At 40.9% G+C, this 18967-nt stretch carries 16 protein-coding genes, 1 pseudogene and 1 other annotated feature; all 17 genes and pseudogenes read right to left on the reverse strand.

Going from position 1 to position 18967, the window contains the following annotated elements; all coding sequences use genetic code 11:
• Positions 1-140: 140 nt before the first annotated feature.
• Complete coding sequence (pyrE, locus tag BI350_RS12770) at positions 141-770, reverse strand: orotate phosphoribosyltransferase (RefSeq protein WP_075528475.1); 630 nt, start codon at positions 768-770, stop codon at positions 141-143.
• Positions 763-1482: an orotidine-5'-phosphate decarboxylase gene (gene pyrF, locus BI350_RS12775; protein WP_075528476.1), complete on the reverse strand. Its 720-nt coding sequence runs from the start codon at positions 1480-1482 to the stop codon at positions 763-765. Before pyrF ends, pyrE begins: the two co-directional genes overlap by 8 nt.
• Complete coding sequence (locus BI350_RS12780) at positions 1479-2393, reverse strand: dihydroorotate dehydrogenase (RefSeq protein ID WP_075528477.1); 915 nt, start codon at positions 2391-2393, stop codon at positions 1479-1481. The genes pyrF and BI350_RS12780 overlap by 4 nt, the downstream gene beginning before the upstream one ends.
• Positions 2390-3166 carry a dihydroorotate dehydrogenase electron transfer subunit gene (locus BI350_RS12785; RefSeq protein ID WP_075528478.1) on the reverse strand — a complete coding sequence of 259 codons (777 nt, stop codon included), beginning with the start codon at positions 3164-3166 and terminating at the stop codon, positions 2390-2392. The genes BI350_RS12780 and BI350_RS12785 overlap by 4 nt, the downstream gene beginning before the upstream one ends.
• A complete protein-coding gene (carB, locus tag BI350_RS12790) occupies positions 3163-6369 on the reverse strand; it encodes a carbamoyl-phosphate synthase large subunit (protein WP_075528479.1) in 3207 nt (1068 codons plus the stop codon). The genes BI350_RS12785 and carB overlap by 4 nt, the downstream gene beginning before the upstream one ends.
• The gene (locus BI350_RS12795) at positions 6362-7465 is read right to left on the reverse strand and encodes a carbamoyl phosphate synthase small subunit (RefSeq protein WP_075528480.1); all 1104 of its coding nucleotides are present in this window, start codon (positions 7463-7465) and stop codon (positions 6362-6364) included. Before BI350_RS12795 ends, carB begins: the two co-directional genes overlap by 8 nt.
• Positions 7465-8742, reverse strand: coding sequence for a dihydroorotase (locus tag BI350_RS12800; RefSeq protein ID WP_075528481.1), 1278 nt, complete (start codon positions 8740-8742; stop codon positions 7465-7467). The genes BI350_RS12795 and BI350_RS12800 overlap by 1 nt, the downstream gene beginning before the upstream one ends.
• 1 nt (position 8743) lies before the next feature.
• Positions 8744-9622, reverse strand: coding sequence for an aspartate carbamoyltransferase catalytic subunit (locus BI350_RS12805; RefSeq protein WP_075528482.1), 879 nt, complete (start codon positions 9620-9622; stop codon positions 8744-8746).
• Positions 9623-9713: 91 nt separating this feature from the next.
• Positions 9714-11000 (reverse strand): uracil-xanthine permease family protein, encoded by a 1287-nt coding sequence (locus BI350_RS12810; RefSeq protein WP_075528483.1) that lies wholly within the window; start codon positions 10998-11000, stop codon positions 9714-9716.
• A gap of 27 nt (positions 11001-11027) precedes the next feature.
• Positions 11028-11570 (reverse strand): bifunctional pyr operon transcriptional regulator/uracil phosphoribosyltransferase PyrR, encoded by a 543-nt coding sequence (pyrR, locus tag BI350_RS12815; protein ID WP_075528484.1) that lies wholly within the window; start codon positions 11568-11570, stop codon positions 11028-11030.
• A gap of 321 nt (positions 11571-11891) precedes the next feature.
• The gene (locus BI350_RS12820; protein ID WP_075528485.1) at positions 11892-12809 is read right to left on the reverse strand and encodes an RluA family pseudouridine synthase; all 918 of its coding nucleotides are present in this window, start codon (positions 12807-12809) and stop codon (positions 11892-11894) included.
• Entirely contained in the window at positions 12810-13286 is a 477-nt protein-coding gene (gene lspA, locus BI350_RS12825) for a signal peptidase II (RefSeq protein ID WP_075528486.1), read from the reverse strand.
• 119 nt (positions 13287-13405) lie between these two features.
• Entirely contained in the window at positions 13406-16165 is a 2760-nt protein-coding gene (gene ileS, locus BI350_RS12830; RefSeq protein ID WP_075528487.1) for an isoleucine--tRNA ligase, read from the reverse strand.
• A 291-nt stretch (positions 16166-16456) separates the two neighbouring features.
• Positions 16457-16678 (reverse strand) — a binding site (T-box leader).
• 107 nt (positions 16679-16785) lie between these two features.
• Positions 16786-17295, reverse strand: coding sequence for a DivIVA domain-containing protein (locus BI350_RS12835; RefSeq protein WP_075528488.1), 510 nt, complete (start codon positions 17293-17295; stop codon positions 16786-16788).
• A 98-nt stretch (positions 17296-17393) separates the two neighbouring features.
• Positions 17394-18170, reverse strand: a complete 777-nt coding sequence (locus BI350_RS12840; RefSeq protein WP_075528489.1) for a YlmH family RNA-binding protein — start codon at positions 18168-18170, stop codon at positions 17394-17396.
• 100 nt (positions 18171-18270) lie between these two features.
• Positions 18271-18558, reverse strand: a complete 288-nt coding sequence (locus BI350_RS12845) for a YggT family protein (RefSeq protein WP_075528490.1) — start codon at positions 18556-18558, stop codon at positions 18271-18273.
• A gap of 26 nt (positions 18559-18584) precedes the next feature.
• A pseudogene (locus BI350_RS17455) lies at positions 18585-18869 on the reverse strand (cell division protein SepF); the annotation flags it as partial.
• Positions 18870-18967: the final 98 nt, after the last annotated feature.

Consider the following 18967-nt stretch of genomic DNA (forward strand, 5'->3'; position numbering starts at 1 on the left):
ACGGTGGAAATTACGCCCCCCCTCCGGAAGGATGAATTCACTAAAAAAATGCATTGCCACGACGTCCCTCAATCGTGGCAATGCATTTTCCAGTTCAAGTCACTTAACACCCCAGCTTGTGAGGCTTTGCAAGTAGTTGATTATCCTAATAAACCTTCTTTCAATTTTCCATGCCAGTCTAATAAACCAGCAATTGCTACTTCGTCGATTACACCGTTTTCTTTTGACGCTTCAATCAATGCACCGAAATTTGTTAGGCTTTGATATGTAAGCTTTTCCCCACTAAAAGCTTCATCCGCTTTTTTTAATTCGTATGTAAATATCGAAACAATCCCTGTTACTTGTACACCTTCTGCATGAAGTGCCGCCGCAGCATTTAAACTACTTCCCCCCGTGGAAATTAAATCTTCAATAATGACCGCTTTATCGTCCTTTGAAATTTTCCCTTCAATTTGGCGACTGCGTCCATGCCCTTTGGCAGATGAACGTACGTAAACCATTGGCAATTGTAAAATATCTGCAACCCAAGCTGCATGAGGTATTCCAGCTGTGGCTGTTCCTGCAATGACCGTCGTTTCAGGATAATGTTCGCGAATTAAATACGCCAATCCTTCCGCAATTTGCTTGCGACCAACAGGATCTGACATCGTTAAACGGTTATCACAATAAATTGGAGATTGAATGCCGGAAGCCCATGTGAAAGGATCATTTGGACTCAATTCTACTGCACCGACTCGAAGTAGAACTTTTGCTATTTCTTTTTCACTCATCTTTACTCAATCCTTCCCACTCTGTCCTGATATTTTCATACGCAATTCGCGGATGACTTGCTTTCGTAATGGCACGTCCAACAACAATATGTGTAGAACCAGCAAGCCGTGCCGTGTTTGGCGTCGCAATTCTTTTTTGATCGTCTGCATGACTATCTGCAAGGCGAATGCCTGGTGTCACTTTCAAAAAGTCTTTGCCACATACTTCGGCAATTGCGGATGCTTCATGAACGGAACAAACGACGCCGTCTAAACCGGATTTTTTAGTCAATTGTGCGAAATGTAACACAGACTGTTCTAGAGAAGCATTGATCAGTTGCTCGCGTCGCATTTGCTCTTCATCAGTCGAAGTGAGTTGTGTAACCGCGATAATAGAAGGCCTCTTCAAACCCACAGGCGTTCCTTTGTCTAGCCCTTCAAGTGCAGCTTCCATCATCGCCTGTCCTCCAGCCGCATGCACATTCACAAGGTCCGCACCATGACTAGCAAGGACCTCCATCGCTAGCTTCACAGTATTCGGGATGTCATGTAATTTCAAATCGAGAAAAACAGAATGGCCAAGTCCTTTTAACCGTTCGACAATTGCCGGACCTTCTTTATAAAAAAGCTGCATCCCCACTTTTACATTTACCTTACCTTCAAATGGCTCTAAAAAAGTAAACGCTTCTTTTGCGCTATGAAAATCAAGTGCAATAATTGGTGACTGATTCATGAACGGTAACTCCTTCCGACAAGCTCTGAAATATGCTCGACACCTAGTTCATCAAGTTTTCCCGGTAGTTCTTCAATAATCGTTGGACAGACAAAAGGATTCACGAAATTCGCCGTTCCAACCGCAACAGCACTTGCTCCGGCAGATAAAAAGTCGATGACATCTTGTACATTCATAATGCCGCCCATCCCAATTATTGGAATATCGACAGTTTGACTCACTTCATAAATCATTTTTAACGCAACTGGCTTCACTGCTGGGCCAGATAATCCCCCGGTGACATTCGCAATAATCGGCTTCCCTGTTTTCTCGTCTAAACGCATACCGAGCAATGTATTAATCATGGTAATGCCATCCGCACCGCCTCTTTCAACCGCAAGTGCAATTTCTTTTACATCTGTCACGTTCGGTGAAAGCTTTACATAAACAGGAACTTTTGAAACAGCTTTTACAGCTGCTGTTAATTCTTCCGCAATCAACGGATCCGTTCCGAACGTAATTCCTCCTTCTTTCACGTTTGGACAGGAAATATTCAGTTCCAGTGCTTGAACATTTGGTGCAGTTGAAATGACTTTTGCAACTTCTACATAATCCGCTGTTTCCGTTCCTGCGACATTCGCGATGATTGGCACATCGAACTGTTCTAACCACGGTAGTTCATTCTCCATGACACCCGCTAAACCCGGATTTTGTAAACCGATGGCATTCAGCATGCCGGATGGCGTTTCAGCTACCCGCGGCGTCGGATTGCCAAGTCGCGGCTCAAGTGTTGTCGCTTTTATCATGATTGCTCCGAGTAATGATAAATCATACATTTTTCCATACTCTTGACCAAAACCGAAACAGCCAGAAGCAGGCATAATTGGATTTTTTAAATGTAACCCTGGTAACTCAACCGACAATCGATTCATATCGCAATCACTCCCGCTGGAAATACTGGTCCATCTGAACATACTTTAATATAATTCGCTTCAGCGCGTTCCGTCGTTTGACAAACACAAGCGAAACAAGCACCGACGCCACACCCCATTCGTTCTTCGAATGAAAGGTAACCTTTTTTATTCGCATACATTTCTTGCACAGCTTTTAACATTGGCTGAGGGCCACAACTATAATACGTTGCAAATTGCTCACTTAAATTTTGCATAACTGTTGTGACAAAGCCTTCTGTTCCATTCGTGCCATCTACGGTTACAATATGCGTTTCACCAAGCGCCTTAAATTCCTCTTCATAAAAAACGACATTTTCCGATTGAAAACCGAGAATATGGACACAAGTTACCCCTTTAGCCGTTAATTGTTTCGATAACTCATAGAGCGGAGGGACGCCAATCCCTCCACCGATTAAATAAGCGACTTCTCCCGCGTTTGTTTCTTCTACCGGAAAACCATTTCCAAGAGGTCCAAGAACGTCAACTCTATCGCCTTCATTTCTTTTCGATAAACTTCTCGTTCCATCACCTTCTGCCCGGTAAATAATCGTTATTTCATCATTCTCTTGATCAATAGAAGCAATCGATATTGGTCGTCTTAATAACATATCAAATGCCTCACTGACACGAATGTGAATAAATTGGCCAGGTGCCTGGATTTCTTGGACTAGCTTTCCTTGAAGCTTCATCTCGAAAATATTGTGTGCGATTTCTCTCTGGGATTGAACAAGCATCGATTCTTGGATAATCATACAAGGACCTCCTGCGTCTGCTGGCTAGCCATTGGTTCCGCTTGAAAAGTCATAGATTCAATCACACGGAGCATTGCATTTGCCGTATCTAATGATGTAAAGCAAGGAATGCCATTTTCAACTGTTTGACGGCGAATACGGAAGCCATCTCTTTCTGGTTGCTTGCCTTTTGTTAACGTATTAATCACAAGTTGCGCTTCACCTTTTTGAATCACATCAAGTAACGTCGGTCCTTCAGAACCAATTTTATCTACCATATCTACGCGGATCCCTGCTGCTTGCAGTACGTTTGCTGTGCCTTCAGTCGCGAGAATACGATAACCTATTTCGGTAAAACGCTTTGCCATGCCAACAATTTCTTCTTTATCTTTATCTGACACGGTCATAAGAACAGAACCGTATTCTTTAATTTTCATGCCTGCAGCAACTAGTCCTTTATATAGCGCTTTTTCTAGGGTCGTATCTTTCCCCATTACTTCCCCTGTCGATTTCATTTCTGGTCCTAACGTAATGTCTACGCGCCCCAATTTTTCGAATGAAAATACTGGAACTTTTACATAAACGCCTTCCGGAACTCTCGCTAAACCATTCGAATACCCTTGACTTGGTAACGATTGACCAAGGACAGCTTTCGTCGCAACATTAGCCATTGGTATATTCGTAATTTTACTTAAAAAAGGTACTGTACGACTTGAACGCGGGTTAACTTCAATGACATACACTTCATCATTCGAAATGACATATTGAATATTGAGTAGACCGATGATTTTTAATCCTTGCGCCAATCTTGTTGTATACTCAGTAATTGTTTGCATATGTTTTTGTGATAAATTTTGCGGTGGATAAACAGCAATTGAGTCGCCTGAGTGAACCCCTGCACGTTCGATATGTTCCATAATGCCTGGAATTAAGACATTTTCACCGTCACTAATTGCATCTACTTCTATTTCAGTACCTGTTAAATAACGGTCAATTAACACCGGATGCTCAGGACTCGCTTCCACCGCGTGCTCCATATAATAAATCAGTTCTTCCTCTTTATAGACAATTTCCATTGCACGCCCACCAAGTACGTAAGAAGGTCTTACCAATACTGGATACCCAATTTCTGTTGCAATCGTGACGGCCTCAGGTACTGAAACTGCCGTTTTTCCTAATGGCTGCGGAATCTGAATGTCCCTTAAAGCACGCTCAAATTTATTACGGTTTTCTGCACGGTCAATATCCTCAAGCGACGTGCCTAGTATTTTAACGCCCCGTTCCTCTAAACCATCTGCTAAATTAATTGCGGTTTGCCCACCAAATTGGACAATAACGCCTTCAGGTTGTTCAAGATCGATAATGTTCATCACATCTTCTAATGTAAGCGGCTCAAAATAAAGCTTATCTGAAATGGAGAAATCCGTTGAAACTGTCTCAGGATTATTATTTACTATAATTGCTTCATAACCTGCTTCTTGTATCGCCCAAACAGAGTGAACGGTCGCATAATCGAACTCAACCCCTTGACCAATTCGAATTGGACCTGATCCTAACACGACAACGCTTTTCTTATCCGTTTGAACAGATTCATTTTCCTCTTCGTACGTACCGTAAAAATACGGCGTGTCAGATTCATATTCACCCGCACAAGTATCTACCTTCTTGTAAACCGGTACGATTCCATGCTCTTTACGGAATTGATAAATCTCTTTCTCCGAGGCATTCCAAAGTTTTGCAATTGAAACATCTGCAAAGCCCATTCTTTTCGCGTCATATAATACTTTTTCATTAAATGGATTGGCTTTCACTTTTTCTTCGAAGCGAATAATCTTTTCAAATTTTCGCAGATAGAATTCATTGATCATACTCCATTCATGGAGTGTTTCGATCGAAACCCCTCGACGCAGTGCTTCGCCAATAAAGAATAATCGTTCATCCCCCGCACGTCGAATTCTTTTTTCAATCCAATCCATATCCATAGCAGGACCATCTTTTAAAGATAAATCAAAGAATCCCATTTCTAACGAACGTACTGCTTTTAAAATCGATTCTTCAAAAGTTCTACCGATGGCCATTACTTCACCAGTCGCCTTCATTTGCGTACCAAGATTTCGTTTCGCAGATTCGAATTTATCGAATGGCCAACGTGGAATTTTCGTCACGACATAATCAAGCGTCGGCTCGAAACAAGCATAAGTCGTTCCCGTTACCGGATTCTTCATTTCATCTAATGTAAGACCGACTGCAATTTTTGCTGCTAGTTTCGCAATAGGATAGCCTGTCGCTTTCGAAGCAAGTGCCGAAGAACGACTCACTCGTGGATTTACCTCAATAATATAGTAATCGAAACTATGAGGATCGAGTGCTAACTGAACGTTACAGCCTCCTTCAATTCCAAGTGCGCGAATAATTTTCAATGAAACATTTCGCAGCATTTGATACTCGCGGTCTGTTAACGTTTGACTCGGTGCAGTGACAATAGAATCTCCCGTATGAATGCCGACTGCATCAACGTTTTCCATATTACAGACAACAATGGCATTATCTTGACTATCCCGCATGACTTCATATTCAATCTCTTTAAAGCCCGCAATCGACTTTTCCAATAAACATTGCGTTGCTGGACTGGATTTCAATCCATTTGCTACAATCTCTTCAAGCTCTTCATCGTTATGGCAAATTCCGCCGCCCGTTCCCCCTAATGTAAAAGCAGGACGAACGATGACTGGATAGCCAATTCTCTCAACGAATGTGTACGCCTCTTCAATTGTATGGATAATATCACTTTCAGGGACTGGTTCACCAAGTTCATTCATCAATGTTCTAAACAGGTCGCGGTCTTCTGCTTGATGAATTGCATCCAATTTTGTGCCAAGAATCTCAATATTTAATTCATCTAAAATCCCAGATTCATGAAGTTCAATCGCCATATTCAATCCTGTTTGACCACCCAGTGTCGCTAGTAGCGCATCTGGACGTTCTTTTCGAATGATCCGACTGACAAAGTCTAACGTAATGGGTTCAATATACACTTTGTCAGCAATTTCAGTATCCGTCATAATTGTTGCTGGGTTTGAGTTAATTAAAATGACTCGATAACCTTCTTCTTTTAACGATAAACAAGCTTGTGTACCTGCATAATCAAACTCTGCTGCTTGACCGATAACAATTGGTCCCGAACCGATTACTAAAATAGTTTCTATATCTGTACGTTTAGGCATTGACTTGCTCCTTTCGGCTATTCGAAATCATTAGCTCCATAAAACGGTCAAATAAGTGATTGGCATCCTCTGGCCCTGGAGAGGCTTCTGGATAAAATTGAACAGAAAATGCCTTATATGCCACACTTTCCAAACCTTCGATTGATTGATCATTAAGTGCACGGTGTGTAACCTGTAAACCCGTTTGCGCCAGTGATTTTTCCTCCACCGTATAACCATGGTTTTGAGCGGTTAACTCAGTCCTACCTGTCTTCAAATCTTTTACGGGAATATTACTTCCACGATGTCCACTTTTCAATTTGACGACTTTAGCATTTAAAGAAAGGGCTAGTAATTGGTGCCCCATGCCAATCCCAAAAATAGGAACTTTTCCTAATAACGACTGAATCGTTTCCACTGCACCTTCGACATGGGTAGGGTTTCCTGGTCCGTTTGTTAATACGATACCGTCGGGAAATAAAGAAGTAATCTCTTCTGCTGACGTGTGATACGGTACAACAATGACATCACAATCTCTTTTATTTAATTCTCTTAAAATCCCATGCTTCATACCATAATCAATCACTACAACGCGTTCACCACGGCCCGGACTTGGATAAGGTCGCTTCGTTGAAACTTGTGCAACTAGATTCGTCGGTAATTCAGTATCTTTCAACAATTGTACTTGTTCCTCCGCCTCTTCAATCGTTGTGCCCGCTGCGGTTAACATTCCTTTTAGTGCACCTTTTTCCCGAAGTAGTCGCGTTAATTTTCGCGTGTCAATTCCTTCAATTCCTGGAATGCCTTTTTGAGTTAATAATTCTCTTAATGTCATGTCACTTCGGAAGTTAGACGGATGATCTTCCAATTCCCGTGCGACTATGCCATTCATCGCAAGTTCAATAGATTCAAAGTCGTCCCTATTAATGCCATAATTCCCAATTAGCGGATACGTCATCACTATAATTTGTCCGCAGTTTGATGGATTTGAAATTGTTTCCTGGTAGCCCGTCATCCCTGTTGTGAAAACCGTTTCTCCAATAGATGCTTCATCAGAACCAAATGCAATTCCTTCGAAAATCGTACCATCTTCTAAAATAAGCATTCTTTTCTTCATTATTCTTCATCCTCCCAGACGATTTCACCGCCGAATATTGTTTTCACTGGCCATCCGAAACATTTCCATCCATCAAAAGGCGTGTTCTTCCCTTTCGATACGAATGTTGTTCGGTCAATCGTTTGCTCTTTATTTAGATCAATTAGAACAAGGTCCGCTACTTCACCAACCGCTAACGTTCCATACGGCAAATTGAATACTTCGGCAGGCTTCTTCGTCATCCAATCAACAAGCTGTGAAAGCGTCCATTGTCCGTTCTTCACAAAATTTGTATATAGAAGTGGAAATGCAGTTTCTAGGCCTGTAATCCCAAAGGGTGCTTTTTTAATACCAGCCGCCTTTTCTTCAGCAGTATGAGGCGCATGGTCTGTTGCGATAAAATCCAATGTCCCATCAAGTAGCCCTCTTCTAAGTGCCTCTAAATCTTCTTGTCCTCTTAATGGCGGGTTCATTTTCCAATCGGCATCCTCCCCTGGGATATCATTTTCCGATAATAAAAGATGATGTGGACTAACCTCCGCAGTTACATGAATGCCAGCTTTTTTGGCATCACGAATGACTCGAACGGATTCTTTTGTGCTCACATGACAAACGTGATAATGTGCCCCAGCGGCTTCTGCAAGCAGTACATCTCTAGCAATATGTACTGATTCTGCAATTGAAGGAATGCCCGGTAGTTCCAATTCTTTATTTCGCTTCCCTTCATGAAGTGCACCACCATAGATGAGTGTATTATCTTCACAATGTGCCACAATTGGCATGCCAATTTTCGCCGCGTCTTGCATCGCTTCATACATCATGCCCGCTTCTTGTACACCCACCCCGTCGTCTGTAAATGCAAACGCCCCGTACTCTTTTAATTCCTCAAGGTTTGTGCGCTCTTTACCTGCCTCACGAATTGTTATCGAAGCATATGGGAGTACGCGAATATGTGCGTTTTGTGCAATTAAATCATTCACATGTTGCAAGTTCTCTTTCGTATCTGGAACTGGTCGAGTATTAGGCATTGCACAGATTGTTGTATAACCGCCTTTTACTGCAGCCAATGTACCCGTTTCAATCGTCTCTTTATGTTCTCCACCTGGTTCACGTAAATGAACATGGACATCGATAAATCCAGGTGCAAGAAAAAGTCCTGTTCCTACTATTACTTTTGATGATTCAACCGGAAGATTTTCACCAATCTCTGAAATCTCCTCATTGTTAATTCGAACATCCCTTACGACCAACTGCCCCGCTTCATCTAGTAATTGAACTCCTTGAATGATTTTCCCCATGTTATTTCCTCCCATTTAGTATTGCTTCTAATACTGCCATACGTACGTAGACACCATTTTCCATTTGCTTGAAAATTCGAGACTTCGAACATTCTATTAATGCCTCATCGATTTCTACTCCTCGATTGAATGGTGCAGGATGCATAATGATTGCATCATCTTTCATCATTTTCGCACGCGCTAATGTCAGTCCGTATTTTTCGTGGTAATCTTGTTTTGTAAAAGTCGTTTTCCCATCATGTCGCTCATGTTGTACTCGTAACAGCATAATGACATCGCTATGTAAAAGTTCTTCTGTCCATTCAGAAGTTGATTCAAATTCCCCAGCCCACTCTTCCGGGCATAAATAAGTTACGTCTGCACCGAGCCGAGTCAGTGTATCCGCGTTTGATCTTGCCACTCGACTATGGCCAATATCGCCTGCTATCACAATCTTTAGCCCTTCGAAACTTCCGAATTCCTCTCGAATTGTAAACAAGTCTAATAAAGATTGCGTAGGGTGTTGGCCGGAACCATCTCCACCATTTATGATTGAAACATTCGTTCTCCCAATCAGATGCTCATAATATCCCTCATCGGAATGACGGATTACGAGTGCATCTACACCGATTGCTTCAAAAGTTTTAACAGTGTCGTATAACGTTTCTCCCTTTAACGTACTAGAGAATCCAGATTCAAAAGGAACAACATCTAAACCAAGCTTTCGTTCCGCTACTTCGAAACTAATTTTCGTTCTCGTACTTGGTTCAAAAAACAAATTACTCACTGTATATTTCCCGGGCAATTCTCTAGCCCCATATTTATGGAAATTTCGTGCTCTATCCAATAATGCGATAATTTCTTGTTCAGATAGCCATGTTGTCGATACTAAATGGTCCATTCGAATCCCCTTTCTGGCTGTGCGAAGTATGAGTAAAGTGGCGATGACGCCACCTTACTTCCATACAAATTTGAATCGATTCATTCATTTGTTAATCTTTTACATCCGTCAATTTTTGTTCGTCTTTTCCAGGTAAAAGTAAGTTTAATAAAACACCGACGATTGCTGCTAGAGCCATCCCCTCTATAGAGAATGTTTCACTAAATTTAACCGTTGCTCCTCCAATCCCAATTACTAGGATGACTGAAGCAATCACTAGATTACGTTGTTTTCCAAAGTCAATATTATGGTCTACGAACATTCTTAAACCTGATGAAGCGATAATTCCAAATAATAAAATCGAAATGCCACCAAGTACTGCTGTTGGTATCGTTGCAATCATCGCCATAACTTTCCCGAGGAAAGAGAAGATAATCGCAAACACTGCCGCACCTAAAATAACATACACACTATACACACGCGTAATTGCTAGTACGCCTATATTTTCACCATAAGTCGTTTTTGGAGGTCCACCAACAAGTCCGCTAATAAGTGTTCCAATTCCATCCCCTAGTAATGAACGATTTAATCCAGGATTTTGTATATAATCTCTGTCAACAATTCGCCCGAGTACAAGTTGGTGGCCAATATGCTCTGAAATGGTAACAATGGCAATTGGAACCATGACCGCCAACAAGGTTGGCGTCACTACAAACTCATAATCTACCCCGGGGATCAACATTTCTGGAAAGGCAAACCATTTTGCTTCTTTTACTGCTGTAAAATCTAAAATTCCGATAAATGAAGAATAAATATATCCTACAATGATGCCGATTAGGATAGGCATTAAACTGACAACGCCCCTAAAAAACATGATACAAATTATCGCGGAAATTAACGTGACAAGTGCAGCTGAAAAATGAAGTAAGCTATAAACCGTTTCGCCTTCAACTTGAATCGTACTCGCCATTCCTACCGCTGTCGGTGCGAGTGCCAGACCGATCACCATAATGACTGGCGCAACCACGATAGGGGGTAAAATTTTCATGATCCACTCATAACCTGTTTTCCAAATAATGAGCGAGACGATCGCGTACACAAGCGCGACGAACATACTTCCAATCATTGCACTTCCAACTCCACCGGATACCGTAGCTATTTGAATCGGTATAATAAAGGCGAATGAGGAGCCTAAATAGGCTGGAACTTGAAACCGAGTCACGATGATAAAAATTATCGTGGCAATTCCACTTGTTAATAGCGCAATCGCTGGGCTTAACCCAACCAGCTGTGGCACTAGAATTGTTGCGCCAAACATTGCAAACATATGTTGCATACTAAGTGTTAACCATTTACCTGCTGTCGGTTTTTCATGTACATCTAGAACTTTTCCATCCATAATCCCAAAACTCCTCTTTCCTATTTCCTATTTACTATGAATTGTGACACTGTCTTTCGAATCTGTTTCAAATACATTCACTACGACCAACTCATCATCTGATGTCGGAATGTTTTTCCCTACAAAGTCTGGCCGTATCGGTAACTCGCGGTGCCCACGGTCTACAAGTACAGCTAACTGTATTTGTGCAGGACGTCCTAAGTCAATCACTGCATCCATCGCCGCCCTGACTGTTCGTCCCGTATATAACACGTCATCCACCAAAACGACTTTTTGATCTGTTACATCATGGGTAATATCTACCTGGTGTACATGGGGCTCTTTATCTTCGTGCTTTGTTAATAAATCATCACGATATAAAGTAATATCAAGTTCCCCTGTTTTAATTTTTCTTCCTTCAATTCGCTCAATTCTCTCTGCTAAACGAGTAGCTAAGTAAGCTCCCCTCGTTTTAATCCCTACGAGAATTACATCTTCAATCCCTTTATTCCGTTCAATAATTTCGTGGGCAATTCGTGTTAAGGCACGTCCTATCGATTGTTCATCAAGAATTTTTGCTTTTTCAGTCATTCTTATTCCTCCTTTTTCAGTTTGCCGTGAAAAGTTTGCACACTCACTAATCTTTCCAATTACACAACAAAAAACCTCCCTGCCATTTATGGCGGGAGGTATACGTGCAGAAAAATTGTACAGTGAAATAGGCATAAAGATGCCTCTGTACGTTCCGTGCAACCTTCCCAGCCTCTCTGGACTGTACTTAAAGGTGTCGCTTATTCAATTTTCCTTTTCAGTCGACTTTTCTATCGACTAAGGTCACACTCATTTTCAATCTCACAGGATTCTAAATGGGTGCTTTTCAATTGCTTGATTGTAGTATACCTCTATCGGTTTCTATTTGTCAACACTATTTCGCACTTCGTTTAATAATTTCTGGAAATCTTCTGGAGGCTCTACTGTAAATTCTACATACTCATTCGTTCTAGGATGCATAAAGCCTAACGTTCCTGCGTGTAACACTTGTCCCCCAAATGGGATTGTATTTTTCTGTCCGTACTTTGGATCTCCTACGAGTGGATGACCGATATACTCCATATGGACTCGAATTTGATGTGTTCGACCCGTCTCAAGTTCACACTCCACTAGCGTATAATCTTTGAATCGGTCAAGTACTTTAAAATGGGTAACCGCATCTTTTCCACGATCTGTCACGGTCATTTTTTGACGGTCAATTTCATCCCTGCCGATTGGCGCATCAATCGTTCCATTATTATGCGGAATATGTCCATGAACGAGTGCCAAATAAACCCTTTTCACAGATTTCTCTACAAGTTGATCGACTAGCGAAACATGTGCTTTATCATTTTTGGCAACCATTAAAAGTCCCGAAGTATCTTTGTCCGTTCGATGCACAATTCCTGGTCGCAGAACACCATTAATTCCCGACAAGTCTTTACAATGATACATCAGACCGTTCACCAATGTACCGGATGCATGCGACTTTGCAGGATGCACAACCATTCCACGTGGTTTATTAACAATAAGCACATCTTGATCTTCATAAATAATATCTAAATCTAAATCTTCTGCAATAATATTCAGTTCTTCTGGCTCGGGTTCGTCAATGACAATACAATCATTTTCTCTCACTCGATAGTTTGGCTTAACTGCTTTATCATTCACAAGAATATTCCCATCTTTTATCCATTGCTGGATTTGTGTTCGAGATATTTCTGGGCGATTCATCGTAATGACTCTATCAAGACGTGATCCCGCTAATTCTTCTTCAATTTCAATTCGATTAACTTCCATTTACGACACCTTTTTTCTATTCTTTTTTTCATCCAATAAAACATGAATAATGAGTAGAGCAACACCGATAGATAAAGCCGCATCAGCCACATTAAAAATCGGAAAATCATATTGAATGAATGGGATTAAGACGCTAATAAAATCGACGACTTCCCCCATCAACAATCGATCAATAAAATTACCAATCGCTCCGCCAAGTAGCAGCATTAAACTGATACTAAATAATCGATGACCTTTTGCTTCTTTATGAAAGTAATAAATAAGTCCGATAACAACTACGACGGTGACGACGTAAAACAACCACATTTGCCCTTGAAGCATTCCCCAAGCCGCGCCTCGATTGCGATGCGAAAACAATGAGATGTATGGTTCCATGATGTCAATTCTTTCCCCAAGCTCCATATTTTTTATAACGAGCCATTTCGTCAATTGATCGATTGCTATGACGATAGCTGCCAATGCATAATAAATAAACAATTCCTTTAACCCCCGTCCGACAGTTTACAGGTTTATTTTATCATAATGAAAGAGACAGTTGTAGCAATCTTCTTAGTAAGAATGCCACAACTGTCTCACAGTTTAACCCTTAGATAGAATTATGCATAATGATTTTTTACAACATCCGCACAACGAGCACAAATTTCTGGGTGTGTTTCGTCGTTTCCAACTGTTTCAGAAATTGTCCAGCAACGCTCACATTTCTCGCCATCTGCCTCTTCAACAAGTACGCTAACCGTATCTAGTTGAAGTGCTTCTGCAGGAACAGCGCCTTCACCCTCTTCAAATTTCGAAACAATAAAGAACTGTCCGTAATTGACATCATCAGATTTGAACACATCTTGTAATTGTTCAGGAACGTAAACTGTCACTTTCGCTTCGAGTGATTTTCCGATTCCTTTTTCGTTACGCGCCACTTCTAAAGCTTTCAAGACATCATCACGGATTAGCATTAACGTTGCAAAACGCTCTTTCAATGCTTGTGCTTGTTCACCTAAATCTTCTGCTTCCGGCATATCAGTTAACTGAGCACTTTCTTCTTCAACATGTTCTAAATGTGCCCACATTTCATCTGCCGTATGCGGTAAAATTGGTGTTAACAATTTCACAAGTGCAAGCAATGTATCATACATTACAGTTTGCATTGCGCGACGATGTGGATGCTCTTTATTCTCAATATACACAACGTCTTTTGCAATATCGAGGTAGAATGAGCTTAAAATTCCTGTACAGAAATTATTTGCCGCGTGATAAACCCCTGCAAATTCATAACGGTCATACGCTGCACGTACTTCTTTAATTAATTCTTGAAGTTTTACATATACATACTGATCGACCGGACGCAAATCTTCAAACGCAATGCGATCTGTTGTCGGATTAAAGTCCGATGTATTTCCGTGAATGAAACGGAATGTATTACGGATTTTACGATACACTTCAGAAACTTGTTTAAAGTTTGAATCAGAAACGCGTACGTCTGCCGTATAGTCAACAGAAGACACCCAAAGCCTTAAAATTTCAGCACCAAACTGGTTCATAACTTTAGCTGGATCCACAACATTTCCAACTGACTTACTCATCTTATGGCCTTTGCCGTCCAGTGTAAATCCGTGGCTCAGCAATCCCTTATACGGTGCATGGCCGTTCATTGCAACACTTGTCGTTAAGGATGAGTTAAACCATCCACGATACTGGTCAGAACCTTCTAAATACAAATCTGCCGGATAAACAAGGTCTTCTCTTTCCTCTAACACACCTTGATGAGAAGATCCTGAGTCAAACCAAACGTCCATAATATCAGTTTCTTTCGTAAACTCGCCATTGGGACTGCCTTCATGTGTAAAGCCCTCTGGTAATAAGTCTTTTGCATCTGTTTCAAACCAAATATTTGAGCCATGTTCACGGAATAATTGTGATACATGTGCAATTGTTTCATCTGTAATAATAGATTCCCCATTTTCCGCGTAAAACACTGGAATTGGAACACCCCATACACGTTGACGTGAAATACACCAGTCGCCGCGGTCACGAACCATATTATGAAGACGTGTTTCTCCCCAAGTCGGCGTGAACGCTGTTTCTTTAATCGCACCGAGTAATTCCTCACGGAAAGATTCAATGGATGCAAACCATTGCGCAGTTGCACGGTAAATTACCGGTTTCTTCGTACGCCAGTCATGTGGATACGAGTGTGTAACAAACGATAATTTTTCTAGCGCGTTTGCTGCTTCAAGCGCTTCGCCGACTGCTTTATTTGCATCTTCATAAAATAGTCCCGCAAATCCTGGCGCTTCTTCAGTCATAACCCCTTTATCGTTCACTGGGCAAAGTGCATCAATGCCATACTCCTTTGAGACGTAAAAGTCTTCTTCACCATGTCCAGGTGCAGTATGAACACAACCCGTTCCTGCATCCATTGTGACATGGTCACCAAGCATAATGAGGGAGTCACGGTCGTATAAAGGATGCTTTGCAATAATACGATCAAGCTCGGCACCTTTCACTACTTTTTCTACCGTGTAATCTTCCCAGTCAACTTCTTTTGCAACGAACGACAGTAAGTCTTCAGCAATTAAGAACTTCTTGTCGCCAGCTTTCACGACAATATAGTTATACTCCGGATGAACAGTAATTCCTAAGTTGGCAGGAATTGTCCAAGGCGTTGTCGTCCAAATTAAGAAATGCACATCTTCAGCAATCACACCACGTCCATCTTTAATCGGGAAACTTACATAAATCGAAGGTGAACGTTTATCTTTATATTCAATTTCCGCTTCAGCTAATGCAGATTCACTTGATGGAGACCAGTATACTGGCTTTAATCCTTTATAAATATAGCCTTTTTTCGCCATTTCTCCGAATACTTGAATTTGACGTGATTCATATTCAGGTGTCAGTGTAATATACGGATTCTCCCAATCTCCTCGAACGCCAAGACGCTTAAACTGCGTGCGTTGGATATCGATTTGTCCATAAGCGTACTCTTCACACATACGACGGAACTCTGCTGTAGAATGTTCTTGACGTTTCACACCCGTATTCACAAGCGCTTGTTCAATCGGCAGGCCATGCGTATCCCATCCAGGAACGTAAGGCGCATGATAGCCAGTCATTGACTTATGACGAACAATCATATCTTTCAACACTTTGTTTAATGCGTGCCCCATATGGAGGTCACCATTCGCATATGGCGGTCCATCATGCAATACGAAAAAAGGTCGTCCTTTTGTTCTCTCTTGAACCTTTGTGTAAATGTCCATTTCATCCCATTTTGCTTGCATTTCTGGTTCCCTGTTCGGTAAATTACCGCGCATTGGAAACTTTGTCTTTGGCATAAGTAACGTTTCTTTATAATCCATTCAAAAATCCTCCTTAAAATAATCGGACGTAATCGCATCCTACGTTTTATTATGTTTTTCAACAATGTTGATTTCCGTTCCAGGCGGACGCTTTCCGCGGGGCGTGCGGTGAGCCTCCTCGTCGCTGTGCTCCTGCGGGGTCTCACCTGTCACGCTTAATCCCGCTGGAGTCGCCGCCTTCCACTCCAATCAACAGAGAGATCTCATCAATAAAAGATACACTATTTGCAACAACCTACTTAATGACGAGAGGAATAAAGATAATTTTCCACAAAAAAATCCCCATCCCTAAAAAGGGACGAGGAATTATACTCGCGTTACCACCCTACTTGCAGCAAAAACACATTTTGCTACCGCTTAAGTCGCCATAACGGAGGCTAACCGGGACTACGTACTCCATTCCGTAATCCAGCTCGAGAGTGATTTTCTTTTCCAGATGTGTCATTAGGCTCTCACTATCCCTAACTCGCTTTATAACAAACAGGAAAATACTGTCTCTGTCCATGCTATTATTAATAAATTCAAATTTATCTTGTATTATATGCTTATCATTATAATTGTGAAACTAATATGAGTCAAGTTTAAGAATTCTTTATCATTGTGGGCGAAGTCCCTAAAATTTAAACCTCTTCTCCCGCAAGTTCTTGAACTTGTTCTACATCAATTTCATATTCAAGTAAATTATCCCAGTCATCTGCATTCACCAATTCCAGCTGCGCCTCAATTAACATTTTAAAACGGTTGCGGAACACTTTGGATTGCTTTTTTAAATCTTCAATTTCTAAAGAAATTTTTCGTGCGCGTGACAAAGCTTCATTGACAATACGATCAGCGTTTTTTTCCGCTTCTTTAATAATCAATTTCGATTCTTTCATCGAATTCCTACGAACATCCTCTGCCGCTTCTTGAGCCGTAAGAATTGATTTTTGTAATGTTTCCTCTATCGTATTAAAATGCGTAATTTGCACTTGCGTTTGCTTTAATTCGCCTTTAAGCGTTTTATTTTCTTCAATGAGATTTTCGTAATCCTTCATAACTTGTTCTAAAAACTCATTAACTTCATCTTCGTCGTATCCACGCCATTTACTACTAAATTCTTTATTATGTATGTCAAGCGGTGATAAAGCCATCTAAAATAACCTCCTCTTACATTGTACTTCTCATTATACATCTTAAAGTTGTCGATTACAGCTGTTTTCTGTATTTTCACTAACAACAACGCATAAAATCATTCTAATTTCCCAGTAATAAGACGAATTTTGTCTTTTCTAGTTCTACCTTCAATCGATATGACTTTAAAACGACCAAATCCACGGATAGAGAGAACATCTTCCTCAAATAATTCCATTGCAACATCACTTTGAGATACCCAATTGACGCGTACTTTATCACTACGGACTAATGAAACCGCTTTTTGTCGCGACAAGTTCGTCAAGGCAGCTATGACAGCATCTAGGCGCAAAGAACTGACAACTTGTAGTGATTCTATCCACGTATCCGTAGAAACTAATAACTCGGAGTCTTCCTCAATTTGCGTTACGGAGATTTTCCCTTTACCAATCGTAGTAAAATTCGCTACAATATAGTCCTCTAACTCGGCCGTCACTGCAAATTGAACTTCCTCATCACGAAATTGAATATCTCCAAACTTCCCACGGTCAATTCCGAGCGACATAAGCGACCCAAGTACATCTTTGTGTGCTAATGTTATAAATTTAGAAGCATAATTAATCTTAAAAACGGTTACGCGATAATCTTTTTTGGTCGGTTCATAATAATTCGGGTAAATGAGCACTCTCATTCTTTCAGCATTCGAAAATGCACCATGCGCCGCAACAAGTAAATCGCTCCCACCCGCTAAAGACTGTACGATATAACGCTCTCTAGGATTGAGGTAATCAGTTTGTTTAGGCACATATAAGTTTTCAACTTCTCTAATCCAACCAATTACGGTTTCTATAAATGGTTGTTCGTCTTTTCTAAAATGTTGAAGTATCGAGTCCATGCTGATTCTCCTTAGGATAATTCATGCAATTTTAAATAAAAATAGCTGTAGACAAAGATTCAGTCACCTTGTCTACAGACTAGAGCATTTAATTTAAATTTTAAGCCATTGCATTAATTAAAATTTGAAATACGTTAGACACACCGGCGGATATGAAGCGTAACGCAAAGATCGCGATGATTGGCGATAAATCAATCATACCGAGTGGTGGGATAAACTTTCTGAAAAATGATAGATAAGGTTCAGCTAATGTACCGATAAATCGGCCAAATGCATTCTCTCGCATGGATGGTACCCAAGACATTAATATATAAATAATTAAAATAAAGCTATAAATGGAAATTGCATTTTTAATAAATCCATGCAATAACAGTAAAATGTCAATCATTGTAAAACTTACACCTCATTCAGTTTCTATTGTTCGAAATAATCGGATATAGCACCAGCAACTTCTACGTTTTCCGGTACACAGAGAAAGATATCTGTTCCGATTCGCTGAATGTCTCCACCAAGTGCATAAACCGTGCCGCTTAGAAAATCTATAATTCGTACTCCTTGATCACGCTCGATACGTTGTAAGTTTATTACGACTGCTCTCTTGTTTTTTAAATGCTCTGAAATGTCTTGTGCTTCTGCATACACACGTGGCTCAGCCAGGACAACTTTGGAAGATTTCTGAGCACTTTGCAAACTAACGATCCGCGGAGATGTTTGTTCATCTCTTACTGGATCAGGCTTACGATTTTTTGTCCTCTTTGGTCTTGGTTGTTCGGTCATCATTGGGCGGCGTACTTCAT

The sequence above is a fragment of the Sporosarcina ureilytica genome, from assembly GCF_001753205.1.
In the GTDB taxonomy this organism is placed as follows: Bacteria; Bacillota; Bacilli; order Bacillales_A; family Planococcaceae; genus Sporosarcina; species Sporosarcina ureilytica.